Origin of the sequence: Pseudomonas sp. NMI760_13 (assembly GCF_021283245.1) — a bacterium.
GTDB lineage: Bacteria > Pseudomonadota > Gammaproteobacteria > Pseudomonadales > Pseudomonadaceae > Aquipseudomonas > Aquipseudomonas peradeniyensis.
This window is the reverse complement of the sequence record NZ_JAJSRC010000038.1, coordinates 30,365-49,202: the sequence shown is the minus strand read 5'-3', so window position 1 is coordinate 49,202 and position 18,838 is coordinate 30,365. Positions and strand designations below refer to the sequence as shown.

The 18,838-nt window shown below is 58.3% G+C and carries 16 protein-coding genes and 1 tRNA gene; all 17 read left to right on the top strand.

Annotated elements, in window-relative coordinates:
- On the top strand, nucleotides 1-1,080 hold a 1,080-nt coding region (tuf, locus tag LU671_RS26690), incomplete at its 5' end, for an elongation factor Tu (RefSeq protein WP_232857410.1).
- Nucleotides 1,081-1,134: 54 nt separating this feature from the next.
- A tRNA-Trp gene (locus tag LU671_RS26685) sits at nucleotides 1,135-1,210 on the top strand.
- 43 nt (nucleotides 1,211-1,253) lie between these two features.
- Nucleotides 1,254-1,622 (top strand): preprotein translocase subunit SecE, encoded by a 369-nt coding sequence (gene secE / locus LU671_RS26680; protein WP_011531879.1) that lies wholly within the window; start codon nucleotides 1,254-1,256, stop codon nucleotides 1,620-1,622.
- A gap of 9 nt (nucleotides 1,623-1,631) precedes the next feature.
- Nucleotides 1,632-2,165: a transcription termination/antitermination protein NusG gene (nusG, locus tag LU671_RS26675; protein WP_232857408.1), complete on the top strand. Its 534-nt coding sequence runs from the start codon at nucleotides 1,632-1,634 to the stop codon at nucleotides 2,163-2,165.
- A gap of 119 nt (nucleotides 2,166-2,284) precedes the next feature.
- Nucleotides 2,285-2,716: a 50S ribosomal protein L11 gene (gene rplK, locus LU671_RS26670; protein WP_028692261.1), complete on the top strand. Its 432-nt coding sequence runs from the start codon at nucleotides 2,285-2,287 to the stop codon at nucleotides 2,714-2,716.
- Entirely contained in the window at nucleotides 2,716-3,411 is a 696-nt protein-coding gene (rplA, locus tag LU671_RS26665; RefSeq protein ID WP_023628747.1) for a 50S ribosomal protein L1, read from the top strand. Before rplK ends, rplA begins: the two co-directional genes overlap by 1 nt.
- 197 nt (nucleotides 3,412-3,608) lie before the next feature.
- Nucleotides 3,609-4,109 carry a 50S ribosomal protein L10 gene (rplJ, locus tag LU671_RS26660; RefSeq protein WP_008089133.1) on the top strand — a complete coding sequence of 167 codons (501 nt, stop codon included), beginning with the start codon at nucleotides 3,609-3,611 and terminating at the stop codon, nucleotides 4,107-4,109.
- Nucleotides 4,110-4,187: 78 nt separating this feature from the next.
- Nucleotides 4,188-4,553 (top strand): 50S ribosomal protein L7/L12, encoded by a 366-nt coding sequence (rplL, locus tag LU671_RS26655; protein ID WP_003255496.1) that lies wholly within the window; start codon nucleotides 4,188-4,190, stop codon nucleotides 4,551-4,553.
- 50 nt (nucleotides 4,554-4,603) lie between these two features.
- Nucleotides 4,604-4,792: a hypothetical protein gene (locus LU671_RS26650; RefSeq protein WP_203649989.1), complete on the top strand. Its 189-nt coding sequence runs from the start codon at nucleotides 4,604-4,606 to the stop codon at nucleotides 4,790-4,792.
- Nucleotides 4,773-8,846 carry a DNA-directed RNA polymerase subunit beta gene (gene rpoB / locus LU671_RS26645; protein ID WP_232857407.1) on the top strand — a complete coding sequence of 1,358 codons (4,074 nt, stop codon included), beginning with the start codon at nucleotides 4,773-4,775 and terminating at the stop codon, nucleotides 8,844-8,846. The genes LU671_RS26650 and rpoB overlap by 20 nt, the downstream gene beginning before the upstream one ends.
- 64 nt (nucleotides 8,847-8,910) lie before the next feature.
- Nucleotides 8,911-13,110, top strand: coding sequence for a DNA-directed RNA polymerase subunit beta' (rpoC, locus tag LU671_RS26640; protein ID WP_203649994.1), 4,200 nt, complete (start codon nucleotides 8,911-8,913; stop codon nucleotides 13,108-13,110).
- Between the two features lie 211 nt (nucleotides 13,111-13,321).
- Nucleotides 13,322-13,693 carry a 30S ribosomal protein S12 gene (gene rpsL, locus LU671_RS26635; protein ID WP_003255492.1) on the top strand — a complete coding sequence of 124 codons (372 nt, stop codon included), beginning with the start codon at nucleotides 13,322-13,324 and terminating at the stop codon, nucleotides 13,691-13,693.
- A gap of 106 nt (nucleotides 13,694-13,799) precedes the next feature.
- On the top strand, nucleotides 13,800-14,270 hold the full coding sequence (rpsG, locus tag LU671_RS26630; RefSeq protein ID WP_003246741.1) for a 30S ribosomal protein S7: 471 nt from the start codon (nucleotides 13,800-13,802) through the stop codon (nucleotides 14,268-14,270).
- Between the two features lie 30 nt (nucleotides 14,271-14,300).
- Entirely contained in the window at nucleotides 14,301-16,445 is a 2,145-nt protein-coding gene (gene fusA, locus LU671_RS26625) for an elongation factor G (RefSeq protein WP_232857405.1), read from the top strand.
- A 27-nt stretch (nucleotides 16,446-16,472) separates the two neighbouring features.
- Nucleotides 16,473-17,666 carry an elongation factor Tu gene (gene tuf, locus LU671_RS26620; protein ID WP_003255489.1) on the top strand — a complete coding sequence of 398 codons (1,194 nt, stop codon included), beginning with the start codon at nucleotides 16,473-16,475 and terminating at the stop codon, nucleotides 17,664-17,666.
- Nucleotides 17,667-17,807: 141 nt separating this feature from the next.
- Nucleotides 17,808-18,119, top strand: a complete 312-nt coding sequence (rpsJ, locus tag LU671_RS26615; RefSeq protein WP_003186070.1) for a 30S ribosomal protein S10 — start codon at nucleotides 17,808-17,810, stop codon at nucleotides 18,117-18,119.
- 80 nt (nucleotides 18,120-18,199) lie between these two features.
- Nucleotides 18,200-18,835, top strand: coding sequence for a 50S ribosomal protein L3 (gene rplC / locus LU671_RS26610; RefSeq protein WP_011531887.1), 636 nt, complete (start codon nucleotides 18,200-18,202; stop codon nucleotides 18,833-18,835).
- The last annotated feature ends 3 nt before the right edge of the window (nucleotides 18,836-18,838 follow it).

Sequence of the window (18,838 nt, the reverse complement as noted above, 5' to 3'; positions counted from 1 at the left end):
GTTTTCGGTTCGGCAATCGTTGAGTTCGACAAGATCGACTCGGCTCCGGAAGAAAAAGCACGCGGTATCACCATCAACACCGCTCACGTTGAGTACAACTCGACCATTCGTCACTACGCTCACGTTGACTGCCCAGGTCACGCTGACTACGTGAAGAACATGATCACCGGTGCTGCCCAGATGGACGGCGCGATCCTGGTTTGCTCGGCCGCCGATGGTCCGATGCCACAAACCCGTGAGCACATCCTGCTGTCCCGTCAGGTTGGCGTTCCGTACATCGTGGTCTTCCTGAACAAGGCTGACCTGGTAGACGACGCCGAGCTGCTGGAACTGGTCGAGATGGAAGTTCGCGACCTGCTGTCCACCTACGACTTCCCAGGCGACGACACTCCGATCATCATCGGTTCCGCTCGTATGGCCCTGGAAGGCAAAGACGACAACGAAATGGGCACTACCGCTGTCAAGAAGCTGGTAGAGACTCTGGACAGCTACATTCCTGAGCCAGTTCGTGCCATCGACCAGCCGTTCCTGATGCCGATCGAAGACGTATTCTCGATCTCGGGTCGTGGTACCGTTGTTACCGGTCGTATCGAGCGTGGTATCGTCCGCGTTCAGGATCCGCTGGAAATCGTTGGTCTGCGTGACACCACCACCACCACCTGCACCGGTGTTGAGATGTTCCGCAAGCTGCTGGACGAAGGTCGTGCTGGCGAGAACTGCGGCGTTCTGCTGCGTGGTACCAAGCGTGACGACGTTGAGCGTGGCCAGGTTCTGGTCAAGCCAGGTTCGGTCAAGCCGCACACCAAGTTCACCGCAGAAGTCTACGTCCTGTCGAAGGAAGAAGGCGGCCGTCACACTCCGTTCTTCAAAGGCTACCGTCCTCAGTTCTACTTCCGTACCACTGACGTGACCGGTAACTGCGAACTGCCGGAAGGCGTTGAGATGGTAATGCCAGGTGACAACATCCAGATGACTGTCACCCTGATCAAGACCATCGCGATGGAAGACGGTCTGCGCTTCGCCATCCGTGAAGGCGGTCGTACCGTCGGCGCCGGCGTCGTAGCGAAAATTATTGAATAAGTAGTTGATTTACTTGATCAGGCCGGTATAATGGCCGGCCTGATACAGCGTTATAGGTCAGTAGCTCAATTGGCAGAGCGACGGTCTCCAAAACCGTAGGTTGGGGGTTCGATTCCCTCCTGACCTGCCATTCACCTCGGTGTGATGGCTTTCTTCTCACAGGATCCTCCTCGATGACTCCCAAAACTGAAGCCCAAGAATCGCGTTTTGATCTGTTCAAGTGGCTCGCTGTTGTCGCATTGGTAGTCGTTGGTGTCGTGGGTAATCAGTATTACTCCGCTTCTCCGATCCTGTATCGCGTACTTGTCCTGCTTGCCCTGGCTGCTGTCGCTGGCTTCGTTGCCCTGCAGACCGCCAAAGGCAAGTCGTTCTTTGCGCTGGCGAAGGAAGCTCGTACCGAGATCCGTAAAGTCGTGTGGCCGACCCGCCAAGAAACCACTCAGACCACGCTGATTGTCGTGGCTGTAGTTCTGGTCATGGCGTTGCTGTTGTGGGGTCTTGATTCCCTGCTCGGCTGGTTGGTCTCCTTGATCGTTGGCTAAGGGTGTCTCGTGGCTAAGCGTTGGTATGTTGTGCATGCTTACTCGGGTTACGAGAAGCATGTAATGCGCTCCCTGATCGAGCGCGTCAAGCTGGCTGGCATGGAAGACGAATTCGGCGAGATCCTGGTCCCGACCGAAGAAGTCGTCGAAATGCGCAATGGCCAGAAGCGCAAGAGCGAGCGTAAGTTTTTCCCTGGCTATGTATTGGTCCAGATGGAAATGAACGAAGGGACTTGGCACCTTGTCAAGGATACCCCTCGAGTCATGGGTTTCATTGGTGGTACCGCAGACAAGCCTGCGCCGATCACCGATAAAGAAGCTGAGGCCATCCTGCGTCGCGTTGCCGACGGCAGTGACAAGCCGAAGCCGAAGACGCTGTTCGAGCCGGGTGAAGTGGTTCGCGTCATTGACGGTCCATTTGCCGACTTCAATGGCAGTGTCGAAGAAGTTAACTACGAGAAGAGCCGCCTGCAGGTTGCAGTGCTCATTTTCGGTCGCTCCGCCCCGGTGGAGCTCGAGTTCAGCCAGGTCGAAAAGGTCTAGCGGAACGCAGTATCCCATACCCCGCAGCCCTATGTGCTGCGGGGTTTTGTCGTCACTGGGATAAAACGCAAGTCATACGGGGAGCCATCAGGCGTTCGTACCCGAATTTGGAGTAGCTCATGGCTAAGAAGATTCAGGCTTACATCAAGCTGCAAGTAAAGGCCGGCCAGGCCAACCCAAGCCCACCCGTTGGTCCAGCACTGGGTCAACACGGTGTGAACATCATGGAATTCTGCAAGGCCTTCAACGCCCGTACCCAGGGTCAAGAGCCAGGTCTGCCGACTCCAGTGATCATCACTGTCTACAGTGACCGTAGCTTCACCTTCGAGACCAAGAGCACCCCTGCCTCGGTTCTGCTGAAGAAAGCTGCTGGCCTGACCAGCGGTTCGGCTCGTCCGAACACCGTCAAGGTCGGTACCGTTACCCGTGCTCAGCTGGAAGAGATCGCCAAGGCCAAGCAGGCCGATCTGACCGCCGCTGACATGGACGCTGCTGTACGCACCATCGCCGGCTCCGCCCGCAGCATGGGCCTGAACGTGGAGGGTGTGTAATGGCTAAGCTGACCAAGCGCCAAAAGGCTATCGCCGAAAAAATCGAAGCAGGCAAGGCCTACAACTTCGAAGAGGCCGCAACCCTGCTGGCTTCGCTGCCGGCCGCCAAGTTCGTCGAGTCGTACGACATCGCCGTTAACCTCGGTGTAGACCCGCGTAAATCCGACCAGGTCGTTCGTAGCGCTACTGTGCTGCCACACGGCACTGGCAAGACCGTACGTGTTGCCGTCTTCACCCAGGGTCCAGCTGCTGAAGCCGCTCTGGCTGCCGGCGCTGATCGCGTAGGTATGGACGACCTGGCTGCCGAAATGAAAGGCGGCGACCTGAACTATGACGTCGTCATCGCATCGCCTGATGCCATGCGCGTTGTGGGTCAGCTGGGTCAGGTTCTGGGTCCTCGCGGCCTGATGCCTAACCCGAAAGTTGGTACCGTGACCCCAGACGTAGCCACTGCCGTGAAGAACGCCAAGGCTGGTCAGGTTCGCTACCGTACCGACAAGAACGGTATCATCCATACCTCCGTTGGCAAGATCGGCTTCGAAGCCGGCAAGCTGAAGGAAAACGTTGAAGCCCTGATCGCTGATCTGAAGCGTATCAAGCCGGCTTCCTCGAAAGGTATCTACGTCAAGCGCGTTACCCTGAGCACCACCATGGGCCCAGGTCTGATCATCGATCAGAGCTCGCTGGACGTGTAATGCTCGGTCGGTGCGACCTGGTCGCACCGACTATTAAATTGGGGTCCCTGCCTGGCGGGGGCTATCCAAGACCGTAGGCGGCGCAAGCCTTAAACCTAAAGCCTACGCAGATGGTGCTCCCGATTCGTTCGCGAATCAGACACCAAAACGACATCCGGCCCCGGCCAGATGAAACGGTAGAAACCAGGAGTAAACCCGTGGCAATTAAACTCGAAGACAAGAAGGCCATCGTCGCTGAAGTCAACGAGGCTGCCAAAGTCGCTCTGTCCGCTGTCGTGGCTGATGCCCGTGGTGTGACTGTAAGCGCAATGACCGGACTCCGTAAAGAGGCCCGCGAGGCTGGCGTTTACGTGCGTGTCGTACGTAATACCCTGCTCAAGCGCGCTGTTGAAGGCACCGAATTCTCGATCCTCAACGACGCGTTCAAAGGCCCGACCCTGATTGCTTTCTCCAACGAACACCCGGGCGCTGCTGCTCGTCTGTTCAAAGAGTTCGCCAAGGGTCAGGACAAGTTCGAGATCAAGGCAGCTGCGTTTGACGGCAATTTCATTGCCGCCAACCAGATCGATGTACTGGCTACCTTGCCGACCCGTGACGAAGCTATCGCACGTCTGATGAGCGTTATTCAAGGCGCCACCAGCAAGCTGGCTCGTACTCTGGCGGCCGTTCGCGACCAGAAAGAAGCTGCTGCTGCCTAAGGCCGCGTAACCTCTTTCAAAATCATATGTTTAATTTGATGGCTGCGTAGGCTGTCACCCCAATACAGGATTTAAGTCATGTCCCTGACTAACGAGCAAATCATCGAAGCAATCGGCCAGAAAACCGTTCTGGAAGTTGTTGAGCTGATCAAAGCCATGGAAGAAACCTTCGGCGTTACCGCTGCTGTTGCCGCTGCTGGCCCAGCTGCTGCTGCTGCCGTTGTTGAAGAGCAGACCGAGTTCAACGTTGTTCTGGTTGAAGCCGGCGACAAGAAAGTGAACGTGATCAAGGCCGTTCGCGAGCTGACCGGTCTGGGCCTGAAAGAAGCCAAAGAGAAAGTCGATGGCGCTCCTCAGGTTGTAGCTGAAGGCGTTTCGAAAGAAGCCGCTGAAGACGCTAAGAAGAAGCTGGAAGAAGCAGGCGCCAAAGTCGAGCTGAAGTAATTTCGACTTTGCGACTCCAGTCCGAGCGTTAAGCGAAGGGCTGATGGCTGGTGGCTTATGCCACCGGCCTTTTTCCGTTATTGGCGGCCGATCAGGTCGGCCCCGATAGCGAAGTGGCAACCACCATATCGGTGGCGCAAACCATGGGGTTTGCACGATTTTCTGGCTGCTCCCGCCGGGAGATGCCAAACAAGCAGGTGACCAAGCTGGGGAATGCTGATGGCTTACTCATACACTGAGAAAAAACGTATCCGCAAGGACTTTAGCAAGTTGCCGGACGTCATGGATGTGCCTTACCTCCTGGCCATCCAGCTGGATTCGTATCGCGAATTCCTGCAGGCGGGAGCATCCAAGGATCAGTTCCGCGACGTCGGCCTGCATGCGGCCTTCAAATCGGTATTCCCGATCATCAGCTACTCCGGCAATGCTGCCCTGGAGTACGTCGGCTATCGCCTGGGCGAGCCGGCGTTCGATGTGAAGGAATGTGTCCTGCGTGGTGTGACCTTCGCGGTCCCGCTGCGGGTGAAGGTGCGCCTGATCATCTTCGACAAGGAATCGTCGAACAAAGCGATCAAGGACATCAAAGAGCAAGAAGTCTACATGGGTGAAATCCCCCTGATGACTGAGAACGGTACCTTCGTAATCAACGGTACCGAGCGTGTGATCGTGTCTCAGCTGCACCGCTCGCCGGGTGTGTTCTTCGACCACGACCGTGGCAAGACCCACAGCTCGGGCAAGCTGCTTTACTCCGCGCGCATCATCCCTTACCGCGGTTCCTGGCTGGACTTCGAGTTCGACCCGAAGGACTGCGTGTTTGTGCGTATCGACCGTCGCCGCAAACTGCCGGCCTCGGTACTGCTGCGCGCGCTAGGCTACAGCACCGAAGAAGTACTCAACACCTTCTACACCACCAACGTGTTCCACCTGTCCGGCGAGAAACTGAGCCTGGAGCTGGTGCCTCAGCGTCTGCGTGGTGAAGTTGCGGTCATGGACATCCATGACGGCAGCGGCAAGGTCATCGTCGAGCAAGGCCGCCGTATCACTGCGCGCCACATCAACCAGCTGGAAAAGGCTGGCGTGAAAGAGCTGGACGTGCCGCTGGAGTACGTACTGGGTCGCACCACCGCCAAGGCGATCGTGCATCCTGCCACCGGCGAGATCATCGCCGAGTGCAACACCGAGCTGACCACCGACCTGCTGGTGAAGATCGCCAAGGCCCAGGTTGTCCGCATCGAGACCCTGTACACCAACGACATCGACTGCGGTCCGTTCATCTCGGACACCCTGAAGATCGACACCACCAGCAACCAACTGGAAGCGCTGGTCGAGATCTACCGCATGATGCGTCCAGGCGAGCCGCCAACCAAGGACGCCGCCGAGACCCTGTTCAACAACCTGTTCTTCAGCGCCGAGCGTTACGACCTGTCGGCCGTTGGTCGCATGAAGTTCAACCGTCGTATCGGTCGCACCGAGATCGAAGGTTCGGGCGTACTGAGCAAGGAAGACATCGTCGAGGTCCTCAAGACCCTGGTCGACATCCGTAACGGCAAGGGCATCGTCGACGACATCGACCACCTGGGTAACCGTCGCGTCCGTTGTGTCGGCGAGATGGCTGAGAACCAGTTCCGCGTTGGCCTGGTGCGCGTCGAGCGCGCGGTCAAAGAGCGTCTGTCGATGGCTGAAAGCGAAGGCCTGATGCCGCAGGACCTGATCAACGCCAAGCCGGTTGCGGCGGCGGTGAAAGAGTTCTTCGGTTCCAGCCAGCTCTCGCAGTTCATGGACCAGAACAACCCGCTCTCCGAGATCACCCACAAGCGCCGTGTCTCCGCACTCGGCCCTGGTGGTCTGACCCGTGAGCGCGCCGGCTTCGAAGTCCGTGACGTACACCCGACCCACTACGGCCGTGTGTGCCCGATCGAGACCCCTGAAGGTCCGAACATCGGTCTGATCAACTCCCTGGCGGCCTATGCCCGCACCAACCAGTACGGCTTCCTGGAAAGCCCGTACCGCGTGGTGAAAGAGGGTGTGGTCAGCGAAGACATCGTGTTCCTGTCGGCGATCGAAGAAGCCGATCACGTCATCGCCCAGGCTTCGGCCGCGATGAACGAGAAGAAGCAGCTGATCGACGAGCTGGTAGCCGTTCGTCACCTGAACGAATTCACCGTCAAGGCGCCGGAAGACGTCACCCTGATGGACGTTTCGCCGAAGCAGGTAGTTTCGGTCGCAGCGTCGCTGATTCCGTTCCTCGAGCACGACGACGCCAACCGTGCGTTGATGGGTTCGAACATGCAGCGTCAGGCTGTACCGACCCTGCGTGCCGACAAGCCGCTGGTAGGTACCGGCATGGAGCGCAACGTCGCCCGTGACTCCGGTGTCTGCGTGGTTGCTCGCCGCGGTGGTGTGATCGACTCGGTCGACGCCAGCCGTATCGTTGTTCGCGTGAACGATGATGAAGTCGAGACCGGTGAAGCAGGTGTGGATATCTACAACCTGACCAAGTACACCCGCTCCAACCAGAACACCTGCATCAACCAGCGTCCGCTGGTCAGCAAAGGTGACAAGGTTCAGCGTAGCGACATCATGGCCGATGGTCCGTCCACCGACATGGGTGAGCTGGCACTGGGTCAGAACATGCGCATCGCGTTCATGGCGTGGAACGGCTTCAACTTCGAAGACTCCATCTGCCTGTCCGAGCGTGTGGTCCAGGAAGACCGCTTCACCACGATCCACATCCAGGAACTGACCTGTGTGGCCCGTGACACCAAGCTTGGCCCAGAGGAAATCACCGCGGACATCCCGAACGTGGGTGAGGCTGCGCTGAACAAGCTGGACGAAGCCGGTATCGTCTACGTGGGTGCCGAAGTCGGCGCTGGCGACATCCTGGTCGGCAAAGTCACTCCGAAAGGCGAGACCCAGCTGACGCCGGAAGAAAAACTGCTGCGTGCGATCTTCGGCGAGAAGGCCAGCGACGTCAAAGACACCTCCCTGCGCGTGCCGACCGGCACCAAGGGTACCGTCATCGACGTCCAGGTCTTCACCCGTGACGGTGTCGAGCGCGACAGCCGCGCCCTGGCCATCGAGAAGATGCAGCTGGACGAGATCCGCAAGGACCTCAACGAAGAGTTCCGCATCGTCGAAGGCGCGACCTTCGAGCGTCTGCGTTCTGCCCTGAACGGCCAGGTGGTCGACGGTGGCGCGGGCCTGAAGAAAGGCACCGTGATCACCGACGACGTGCTGAACGGTCTGGAGCACGGCCAGTGGTTCAAACTGCGCATGGCCGAAGATGCACTGAACGAGCAGCTGGAAAAGGCTCAGCAGTACATCGTCGATCGCCGTCGCCTGCTGGACGACAAGTTCGAAGACAAGAAGCGCAAGCTGCAGCAAGGCGATGACCTGGCTCCGGGCGTACTGAAGATCGTCAAGGTCTACCTGGCAATCCGTCGTCGCATCCAGCCGGGCGACAAGATGGCCGGCCGTCACGGTAACAAAGGTGTGGTCTCGGTGATCATGCCGGTCGAAGACATGCCGCATGATGCCAACGGTACTCCGGTCGACGTCGTTCTGAACCCGTTGGGCGTACCTTCGCGTATGAACGTCGGTCAGATCCTCGAAACCCACCTGGGCCTCGCGGCCAAGGGTCTGGGCGAGAAGATCGACCGCATGATCGAAGAGCAGCGTAAAGCCGCTGAACTGCGCACCTTCCTCACCGAGATCTACAACGAGATCGGTGGTCGTCAGGAGAACCTGGAAGAGTTCACCGACGAAGAGATCCTCGCCCTGGCGAACAACCTGAAGAAAGGCGTGCCGATGGCCACCCCAGTCTTCGACGGTGCCAAGGAGCGTGAGATCAAGGCCATGCTGAAACTGGCAGACCTGCCAGAAAGCGGCCAGATGGTGCTGTTCGATGGCCGTACCGGCAACAAGTTCGAGCGTCCTGTGACCGTGGGTTACATGTACATGCTCAAGCTGAACCACTTGGTGGACGACAAGATGCACGCGCGTTCCACTGGTTCCTACAGCCTGGTTACCCAGCAGCCGCTGGGTGGTAAGGCGCAGTTCGGTGGTCAGCGTTTCGGGGAGATGGAAGTGTGGGCGCTGGAAGCATACGGCGCGGCATACACCCTGCAAGAAATGCTCACAGTGAAGTCGGACGACGTGAACGGCCGTACCAAGATGTACAAGAACATCGTGGATGGCGATCACCGTATGGAGCCGGGCATGCCCGAGTCCTTCAACGTGTTGATCAAAGAGATCCGTTCGCTCGGTATCGACATCGATCTGGAAACCGAATAACACGTGACGCGAAGGGGAGTGGGGCAGGCAATGCCCGCTCCCTGCTCCGCCAGGAGGAAAGGCCTTGAAAGACCTACTGAATTTGCTGAAAAACCAGGGTCAAGTCGAAGAGTTCGACGCCATCCGCATCGGTCTGGCGTCGCCTGAGATGATCCGTTCGTGGTCGTTCGGTGAAGTTAAGAAGCCGGAAACCATCAACTACCGTACGTTCAAGCCTGAGCGTGACGGCCTGTTCTGCGCCAAGATCTTTGGCCCAGTCAAGGACTACGAGTGCCTGTGCGGTAAGTACAAGCGCCTGAAACACCGTGGTGTGATCTGCGAGAAGTGCGGCGTCGAAGTCGCCCTGGCCAAGGTTCGTCGTGAGCGCATGGCGCACATCGAACTGGCTTCGCCAGTTGCCCACATCTGGTTCCTGAAGTCGCTGCCGTCCCGTATCGGCCTGCTGATGGACATGACCCTGCGTGACATCGAGCGCGTGCTCTACTTCGAGAGCTACGTCGTAATCGACCCGGGCATGACCACCCTCGAGAAGGGTCAGCTGCTCAACGACGAGCAGTACTTCGAAGCGCTGGAAGAGTTCGGTGACGACTTCGACGCCCGTATGGGTGCCGAGGCTGTCCGCGAGCTGCTGCACGCTATCGACCTGGAGCACGAGATCGGCCGCCTGCGCGAAGAGATTCCGCAGACCAACTCGGAAACCAAGATCAAGAAGCTGTCCAAGCGCCTGAAGCTGATGGAAGCTTTCCAGGGCTCGGGCAACCTGCCTGAGTGGATGGTCCTGACCGTCCTGCCAGTACTGCCGCCGGACCTGCGTCCGCTGGTGCCGCTGGATGGCGGCCGCTTCGCGACCTCCGACCTGAACGACCTGTATCGTCGGGTGATCAACCGTAACAACCGTCTGAAGCGCCTGCTCGATCTGTCGGCGCCGGACATCATCGTGCGCAACGAAAAGCGCATGCTGCAGGAAGCGGTCGACGCCCTGCTCGACAACGGCCGTCGCGGTCGCGCCATCACTGGCTCGAACAAGCGTCCGCTGAAGTCCCTGGCCGACATGATCAAAGGTAAGCAAGGTCGCTTCCGTCAGAACTTGCTCGGCAAGCGCGTGGACTACTCCGGCCGTTCGGTAATTACCGTAGGTCCGACCCTGCGTCTGCACCAGTGCGGTCTGCCGAAGAAAATGGCCCTCGAGCTGTTCAAGCCGTTCATTTTCGGCAAGCTGGAAATGCGTGGTCTGGCGACCACCATCAAGGCCGCCAAGAAAATGGTCGAGCGCGAGCTGCCAGAGGTGTGGGACGTTCTCGCCGAAGTGATTCGCGAACACCCCGTACTGCTCAACCGTGCACCGACCCTTCACCGTCTGGGTATCCAGGCGTTCGAGCCTGTGCTCATCGAAGGTAAGGCGATTCAGCTGCACCCGCTGGTCTGCGCCGCGTACAACGCCGACTTCGACGGTGACCAGATGGCCGTTCACGTGCCGCTGACCCTGGAAGCCCAGCTCGAAGCGCGCGCGCTGATGATGTCGACCAACAACATCCTGTCGCCAGCCAACGGTGAGCCAATCATCGTTCCGTCGCAGGACGTTGTACTGGGTCTGTACTACATGACCCGCGAAGCCATCAACGCCAAGGGCGAAGGTCGCGTGTTCGCCGACCTGCAGGAAGTCGACCGCGTATTCCGCGCCGGCGAAGCCGCCCTGCACGCGAAAATCAAGGTCCGTATCAACGAGACCGTGAAAGATCGTGATGGCAGCATCACCAAGAACACCCGTATCGTCGACACCACTGTCGGCCGTGCGCTGCTGTTCCAGGTTGTGCCTGCCGGCCTGCCGTTCGACGTGGTCAACCAGTCGATGAAGAAGAAGGCGATCTCCAAGCTGATCAACCAGTGCTACCGCGTGGTTGGTCTGAAAGAGACCGTGATCTTCGCCGACCAGCTGATGTACACCGGTTTTGCCTACTCGACCATTTCCGGCGTTTCGATCGGTGTTAACGACTTCGTTATCCCGGATGAAAAAGCCCGCATCATCGGTACCGCCACCGACGAAGTGAAGGAAATCGAGAGCCAGTACGCCTCCGGCCTGGTCACCCAGGGCGAGAAGTACAACAAGGTCATCGACTTGTGGTCCAAGGCGAACGACGAAGTGTCCAAGGCGATGATGGCCAACCTCTCGAAAGAGAAGGTCATCGACCGCGAGGGCAAGGAAGTCGAGCAAGAGTCCTTCAACTCGATGTACATGATGGCCGACTCCGGTGCGCGTGGTTCGGCTGCGCAGATCCGTCAGCTGGCCGGTATGCGTGGCCTGATGGCCAAGCCGGACGGCTCGATCATCGAGACGCCGATCACTGCGAACTTCCGTGAAGGTCTGAGCGTACTCCAGTACTTCATCTCGACCCACGGTGCTCGTAAGGGTCTGGCGGATACCGCACTGAAGACCGCTAACTCCGGTTACCTGACTCGCCGTCTGGTAGACGTTGCCCAGGATCTGGTAGTTACCGAGATCGACTGCGGCACCGACCAGGGCCTGCTGATGACTCCGCACATCGAAGGCGGCGACGTTGTCGAGCCGCTGGGTGAGCGCGTACTGGGTCGTGTCATCGCCCGTGACGTGTTCAAGCCGGGCACCGAGGACGTCATCGTTCCTGCCGGTACCCTGGTGGATGAGCAGTGGGTCGAGTTCATCGAGCTGAACAGCATCGACGAAGTGATCGTGCGTTCGCCGATCAACTGCGAAACCCGCTACGGCATCTGCGCCAAGTGCTACGGTCGTGACCTGGCTCGCGGTCACCAGGTGAACATCGGTGAAGCTGTCGGCGTTATCGCTGCGCAGTCGATCGGTGAGCCGGGTACCCAGCTGACCATGCGTACGTTCCACATCGGTGGTGCTGCAAGCCGTACCTCGGCTGCCGACAGCGTCCAGGTGAAGAATGGCGGCATGGTGCGTCTGCACAACCTCAAGCAGGTCGTGCGTGCCGATGGCAACCTGGTTGCCGTATCGCGTTCGGGTGAGTTGGCCATTGCCGACGAATTCGGCCGTGAGCGCGAGCGCTACAAGCTGCCTTACGGTGCGGTGATTTCGGTCAAGGAAGGTGAGAAGGTCGAAGCTGGCGCCATTGTCGCCAAGTGGGACCCGCACACCCACCCGATCGTTACCGAGCTGAAAGGTACCGTGACCTTCGTGGGCATGGAAGAAAACATCACCATCAAGCGCCAGACCGACGAACTGACCGGCCTGACCAACATCGAGGTCCTGGACGTCAAGGATCGCCCTGCCGCAGGCAAGGAAATCCGTCCGGCAATCAAGATGGTCGACGCCAATGGCAAGGACCTGTACCTGCCAGGTACCGACGTACCTGCCCAGTACTTCCTGCCGGCCAACGCCCTCGTCGGTGTGGCTGACGGTGCCCAGATCGGTGTCGGTGACGTTATCGCGCGTATCCCGCAAGAAACGTCGAAGACCCGTGACATCACCGGTGGTCTGCCGCGCGTTGCCGACCTGTTCGAAGCGCGCCGTCCGAAGGAAGCTTCGATCCTGGCTGAAGTCAGCGGCACCATCGCGTTCGGTAAAGAGACCAAGGGCAAGCGTCGTCTGGTCATCACTCCGACCGACGGTAGTGATCCGTACGAAGAGCTGATTCCGAAGTGGCGCCACCTGAACGTCTTCGAAGGCGAACAGGTCAACCGCGGCGAAGTCATCTCCGACGGTCCGAGCGATCCGCACGACATCCTGCGTCTGCTGGGTGTGAGCGCGCTGGCGAAGTACATCGTCAACGAGATCCAGGACGTTTACCGTCTGCAAGGCGTGAAGATCAACGACAAGCACATCGAGACCATCCTGCGTCAGATGCTGCGCAAGGTCGAGATCTCCGAGTCGGGCGATTCCAGCTTCATCAAGGGCGACCAGATGGAACTGACTCACGTACTGGTCGAGAACGAGCGTCTCGCCGGCGAGGACAAGTTCATCTCGAAGTTCACCCGCGTGCTGCTGGGTATCACCAAGGCCTCGCTGTCCACCGAATCGTTCATCTCGGCGGCTTCCTTCCAGGAAACCACCCGCGTACTGACCGAAGCGGCGGTAACCGGCAAGCGCGATTACCTGCGCGGCCTGAAAGAGAACGTGGTCGTGGGTCGTCTGATCCCGGCCGGTACTGGTCTGGCCTACCACAGCGAGCGCAAGCGTCGCCGTGATGCCGACAAACCGCTGCGCGTAAGTGCCAGTGAGGTGGAAGCCGCACTGACCGAAGCGCTGAATTCCAGCGGTAACTAAGTACAGGGCAGGGCCCCGGCTGGCCTCGAGCGATCATCGGTGACATGAATTGTTGCCGATGATCGGGCGAGGAGGGCCGGGGCCTCGTCTTGACTGGGTGCAAGATCCTCCGTAGACTTTTGTACCCTTAAATTTGGTGAGGCTCCGTCTCGCCAATTTTTGGCTTTCTTGCAAGACAATAGAGTCGCAAGACAATCAGTGGAGCTAGTAGATGGCAACTATCAACCAGCTGGTACGTCAGCCGCGCAAGCGTTCGGTCGAGAAGTCCGACGTTCCTGCGCTGCAGAACTGCCCGCAGCGTCGTGGCGTGTGCACCCGTGTGTACACCACCACGCCGAAAAAACCTAACTCGGCACTGCGTAAAGTATGCCGTGTGCGTCTGACCAACGGTTTCGAGGTTTCCTCGTACATCGGCGGTGAAGGCCACAACCTGCAAGAGCACAGCGTCGTCCTGATCCGTGGCGGCCGTGTAAAAGACTTGCCAGGTGTTCGTTACCACACCGTTCGCGGCTCTCTGGATACTTCGGGCGTCAAAGGCCGTAACCAGGGTCGTTCGAAGTACGGTACCAAGCGTCCGAAGTAATCGGCCGTTTGCAGACATCCATTTTTTTGAGTCGATAAGAGTAAGGTCGGGCAGGGGTCGAAGACCCACGTCCCGGGCTAACCTGAAGACCGTTTGAGGGCTTATCATGCCAAGACGTCGTGTAGCAGCAAAACGTGAGATCCTTGACGATCCGAAGTACGGATCCCAGATCCTCGCCAAGTTCATGAACCACGTGATGGAAAGCGGCAAGAAGGCCGTAGCCGAGCGCATCGTTTACGGTGCCCTGGATACCGTCAAAGCACGCAAGAACAGCGACCCCCTGGAAATCTTCGAGAAAGCTCTCGACGCCATCGCTCCGCTGGTCGAAGTAAAGTCCCGCCGTGTCGGCGGTGCCACTTACCAGGTCCCGGTTGAAGTTCGTCCATCCCGTCGTAACGCTCTGGCAATGCGCTGGCTCGTAGACTACGCCCGCAAGCGCGGCGAGAAGTCGATGGCTCTGCGCCTGGCTGGCGAGCTGCTGGATGCTGCTGAAGGCAAAGGTGCTGCAGTCAAGAAGCGTGAAGACGTTCACCGTATGGCTGAAGCCAACAAAGCGTTCTCGCACTACCGCTTCTAATTCAAGCATCAATCATTTTGCGAGGGCTTTATGGCTCGTACTACAGCAATTAACCGCTACCGTAACATTGGTATTTGCGCGCACGTTGACGCGGGCAAGACCACCACTACCGAGCGGATCCTGTTCTACACAGGTCTGAGCCACAAGATGGGCGAGGTGCATGACGGCGCCGCGACCACCGACTGGATGGTGCAGGAGCAGGAGCGCGGTATCACCATTACCTCCGCTGCCGTTACCACCTTCTGGAAAGGTTCCGTTGGTCAGTACGACAACTACCGCGTAAACGTCATCGATACCCCCGGCCACGTTGACTTCACCATTGAAGTAGAGCGTTCGCTGCGTGTACTCGACGGCGCGGTCGTTGTGTTCTGCGGTACCTCCGGCGTTGAGCCGCAGTCCGAAACCGTATGGCGTCAGGCCAACAAGTACGGCGTTCCACGTGTTGTCTACGTGAACAAGATGGACCGTGCCGGTGCCAACTTCCTGCGTGTTGTTGGTCAGATCAAGAATCGCCTGGGTCACACCCCGGTCCCGATTCAGCTGGCCATCGGTTCGGAAGATAACTTCCAGGGTCAGGTCGACCTGATCAAGATGAAGGCTATCTACTGGAACGACGACGACAAAGGCACCACCTACCGCGAGGAAGAAATTCCTGCGGACATGCTCGAGCTGGCCGAAGAGTGGCGCGCGAACATGGTGGAGGCTGCTGCTGAAGCCAACGAAGAGCTGATGAACAAGTACCTTGAAGAAGGTGAGCTGACCGTCGAAGAGATCAAGGCAGGCCTGCGCGCGCGCACCCTGGCCAGCGAGATCGTTCCGGCTGTCTGCGGTTCGTCGTTCAAGAACAAGGGCGTTCCCCTGGTTCTCGACGCCGTTATCGAGTTCCTGCCTGCTCCGACCGAGATCCCTGCAATCCAGGGTATCAACCCGGACGACAAGGACCTGGATAAAGAAGATCCGGCTGTTCGTAAAGACGAGCGTCACGCAGACGACAACGAGCCGTTCTCGGCTCTGGCCTTCAAGATCGCGACCGACCCGTTCGTAGGTACTCTGACCTTCGTTCGCGTCTACTCGGGTGTTCTGAAGTCCGGTGACTCCGTGATCAACTCGGTCAAGGGCAAGAAAGAGCGCGTTGGTCGTATGGTGCAGATGCACGCCAACCAGCGTGAAGAGATCAAGGAAGTGCTCGCTGGCGACATCGCGGCGCTGATCGGCATGAAAGATGTGACCACCGGCGAAACCCTGTGCGACATCGACAAGCCAATCATCCTTGAGCGTATGGACTTCCCTGAGCCGGTTATTTCGCTCTCCGTCGAGCCGAAAACCAAGGCTGACCAGGAGAAGATGGGTATCGCTCTGGGCAAGCTGGCCCAGGAAGACCCGTCGTTCCGCGTCAAGACCGACGAAGAGACTGGCCAGACCATCATCTCGGGCATGGGTGAGCTGCACCTGGACATCCTCGTTGACCGCATGAAGCGCGAGTTCAACGTCGAAGCCAACATCGGCAAGCCTCAGGTTTCGTACCGCGAGAAGATCACCAAGTCCAACGTCGAGATCGAAGGCAAGTTCGTCCGTCAGTCGGGTGGTCGTGGTCAGTTCGGTCACTGCTGGATCCGTTTCTCGGAGCCGGATCAGGACGACAAGGGCAACATCACCGAAGGTCTGGTGTTCTCCAACGAAGTCGTTGGTGGTGTGATTCCTAAGGAATTCATTGCCCCGATCCAGAAGGGTATCGAAGAACAGATGAAAAACGGCGTTGTTGCCGGTTATCCTCTGATCGGCCTGAAGGCCGCGGTATTCGACGGTTCGTACCACGACGTCGACTCCAACGAAATGGCGTTCAAGATCGCTGCTTCGATGGCAACCAAGCAACTGGCCCAGAAGGGCGGTGGCGTGGTCCTCGAGCCGATCATGAAGGTCGAAGTTGTAACCCCGGAAGACTACCTGGGTGACGTGATGGGTGACCTGAACCGTCGTCGTGGTCTGGTCCAGGGTATGGATGAGTCGGTCTCCGGCCGCGTCGTCCGTGCTGAAGTTCCGCTCGGAGAGATGTTCGGTTATGCGACCGACGTTCGTTCCATGTCTCAGGGTCGCGCAAGCTACTCCATGGAATTCTCCAAATACGCCGAAGCTCCGTCGAACATCGTCGAAGCACTCGTTAAAAAACAAGGCTAATCCCCTTTAGGCAAGAGGTTCACTGTCGTGGCTAAAGAAAAATTTGATCGTTCCCTTCCGCACGTTAACGTTGGCACCATCGGCCACGTTGACCACGGTAAGACCACTCTGACCGCAGCTCTGACTCGCGTTTGCTCCGAAGTTTTCGGTTCGGCAATCGTTGAGTTCGACAAGATCGACTCGGCTCCGGAAGAAAAAGCACGCGGTATCACCATCAACACCGCTCACGTTGAGTACAACTCGACCATTCGTCACTACGCTCACGTTGACTGCCCAGGTCACGCTGACTACGTGAAGAACATGATCACCGGTGCTGCCCAGATGGACGGCGCGATCCTGGTTTGCTCGGCCGCCGATGGTCCGATGCCACAAACCCGTGAGCACATCCTGCTGTCCCGTCAGGTTGGCGTTCCGTACATCGTGGTCTTCCTGAACAAGGCTGACCTGGTAGACGACGCCGAGCTGCTGGAACTGGTCGAGATGGAAGTTCGCGACCTGCTGTCCACCTACGACTTCCCAGGCGACGACACTCCGATCATCATCGGTTCCGCTCGTATGGCCCTGGAAGGCAAAGACGACAACGAAATGGGCACTACCGCTGTCAAGAAGCTGGTAGAGACTCTGGACAGCTACATTCCTGAGCCAGTTCGTGCCATCGACCAGCCGTTCCTGATGCCGATCGAAGACGTATTCTCGATCTCGGGTCGTGGTACCGTTGTTACCGGTCGTATCGAGCGTGGTATCGTCCGCGTTCAGGATCCGCTGGAAATCGTTGGTCTGCGTGACACCACCACCACCACCTGCACCGGTGTTGAGATGTTCCGCAAGCTGCTGGACGAAGGTCGTGCTGGCGAGAACTGCGGCGTTCTGCTGCGTGGTACCAAGCGTGACGACGTTGAGCGTGGCCAGGTTCTGGTCAAGCCAGGTTCGGTCAAGCCGCACACCAAGTTCACCGCAGAAGTCTACGTCCTGTCGAAGGAAGAAGGCGGCCGTCACACTCCGTTCTTCAAAGGCTACCGTCCTCAGTTCTACTTCCGTACCACTGACGTGACCGGTAACTGCGAACTGCCGGAAGGCGTTGAGATGGTAATGCCAGGTGACAACATCCAGATGACTGTCACCCTGATCAAGACCATCGCGATGGAAGACGGTCTGCGCTTCGCCATCCGTGAAGGCGGTCGTACCGTCGGCGCCGGCGTCGTAGCCAAAATCATCGAGTAATCACTCGACCGATTGAAAAAACCCCCGCTCAGCGGGGGTTTTTTTTATTGGGTTGACACTAAATTGGGGCGTCTATAGAATCACGCCTCCTTTTAGCGGGCGTAGTGCGTCCGTTGGGAACAGCCTGGAGTCTGAAATCCAATGCAAAATCAGCAAATCCGTATCAGGTTGAAGGCTTTCGACCATCGCCTGATCGACCAATCCACCCAGGAAATCGTGGAAACCGCGAAACGTACTGGTGCACAAGTGCGTGGTCCAATTCCACTGCCTACCCGCAAAGAGCGTTTCACCGTTCTGGTCTCCCCGCACGTCAACAAAGACGCGCGTGATCAGTACGAGATTCGCACTCATAAGCGTGTTCTGGACATCGTCCAGCCAACGGATAAAACCGTTGACGCGCTGATGAAGCTTGATCTGGCGGCCGGCGTGGAAGTGCAGATCAGCCTCGGCTAAGACTTCGGTCTGGTCGTGTAACGCTCTGAAATGGGCGGCCATAGCGGGTGAAAGCCCCGTACACTCATGAGGTTTACAACATGACTATTGGTGTAGTCGGTCGAAAAGCGGGTATGACCCGTATTTTCACCGAAGAAGGTGTCTCCATTCCGGTCACGGTCATTGAGATCGAGCCGAATCGCGTCACCCAGTTCAAAACCGAAGAAACTGATGGCTACCGTGCAGTGCAAGTCACTGTCGGCGAGCGTCGTGCTTCGCGCGTGACCGCCGCTCAGGCAGGCCACTTTGCCAAGGCCAACGTTGCCGCTGGTCGCGGTGTCTGGGAGTTCCGTCTTGAAGAAGGCGATTTCCAGGCTGGCGATCTGATCAAAGCTGAACTCTTCACTGCAGGCCAGCTGGTAGACGTAACCGGTCAGTCCAAAGGTAAAGGCTTCGCCGGTACCATCAAGCGTTGGAACTTCCGTGGTCAAGATAACACCCACGGTAACTCCGTATCGCACCGTGTCCCTGGCTCCATCGGCCAGTGCCAGACTCCTGGTCGTGTATTCAAGGGCAAGAAAATGTCCGGTCACATGGGCGCCGAGCGCGTGACTGTTCAGTCCCTGGAAGTAGTACGCGTAGACGCTGAACGCAACCTGCTGCTGATCAAGGGTGCCGTTCCAGGCGCTACTGGCGGCGACGTGGTCGTGCGTCCGGCTGTCAAGGCTCGCGGGTAAGGG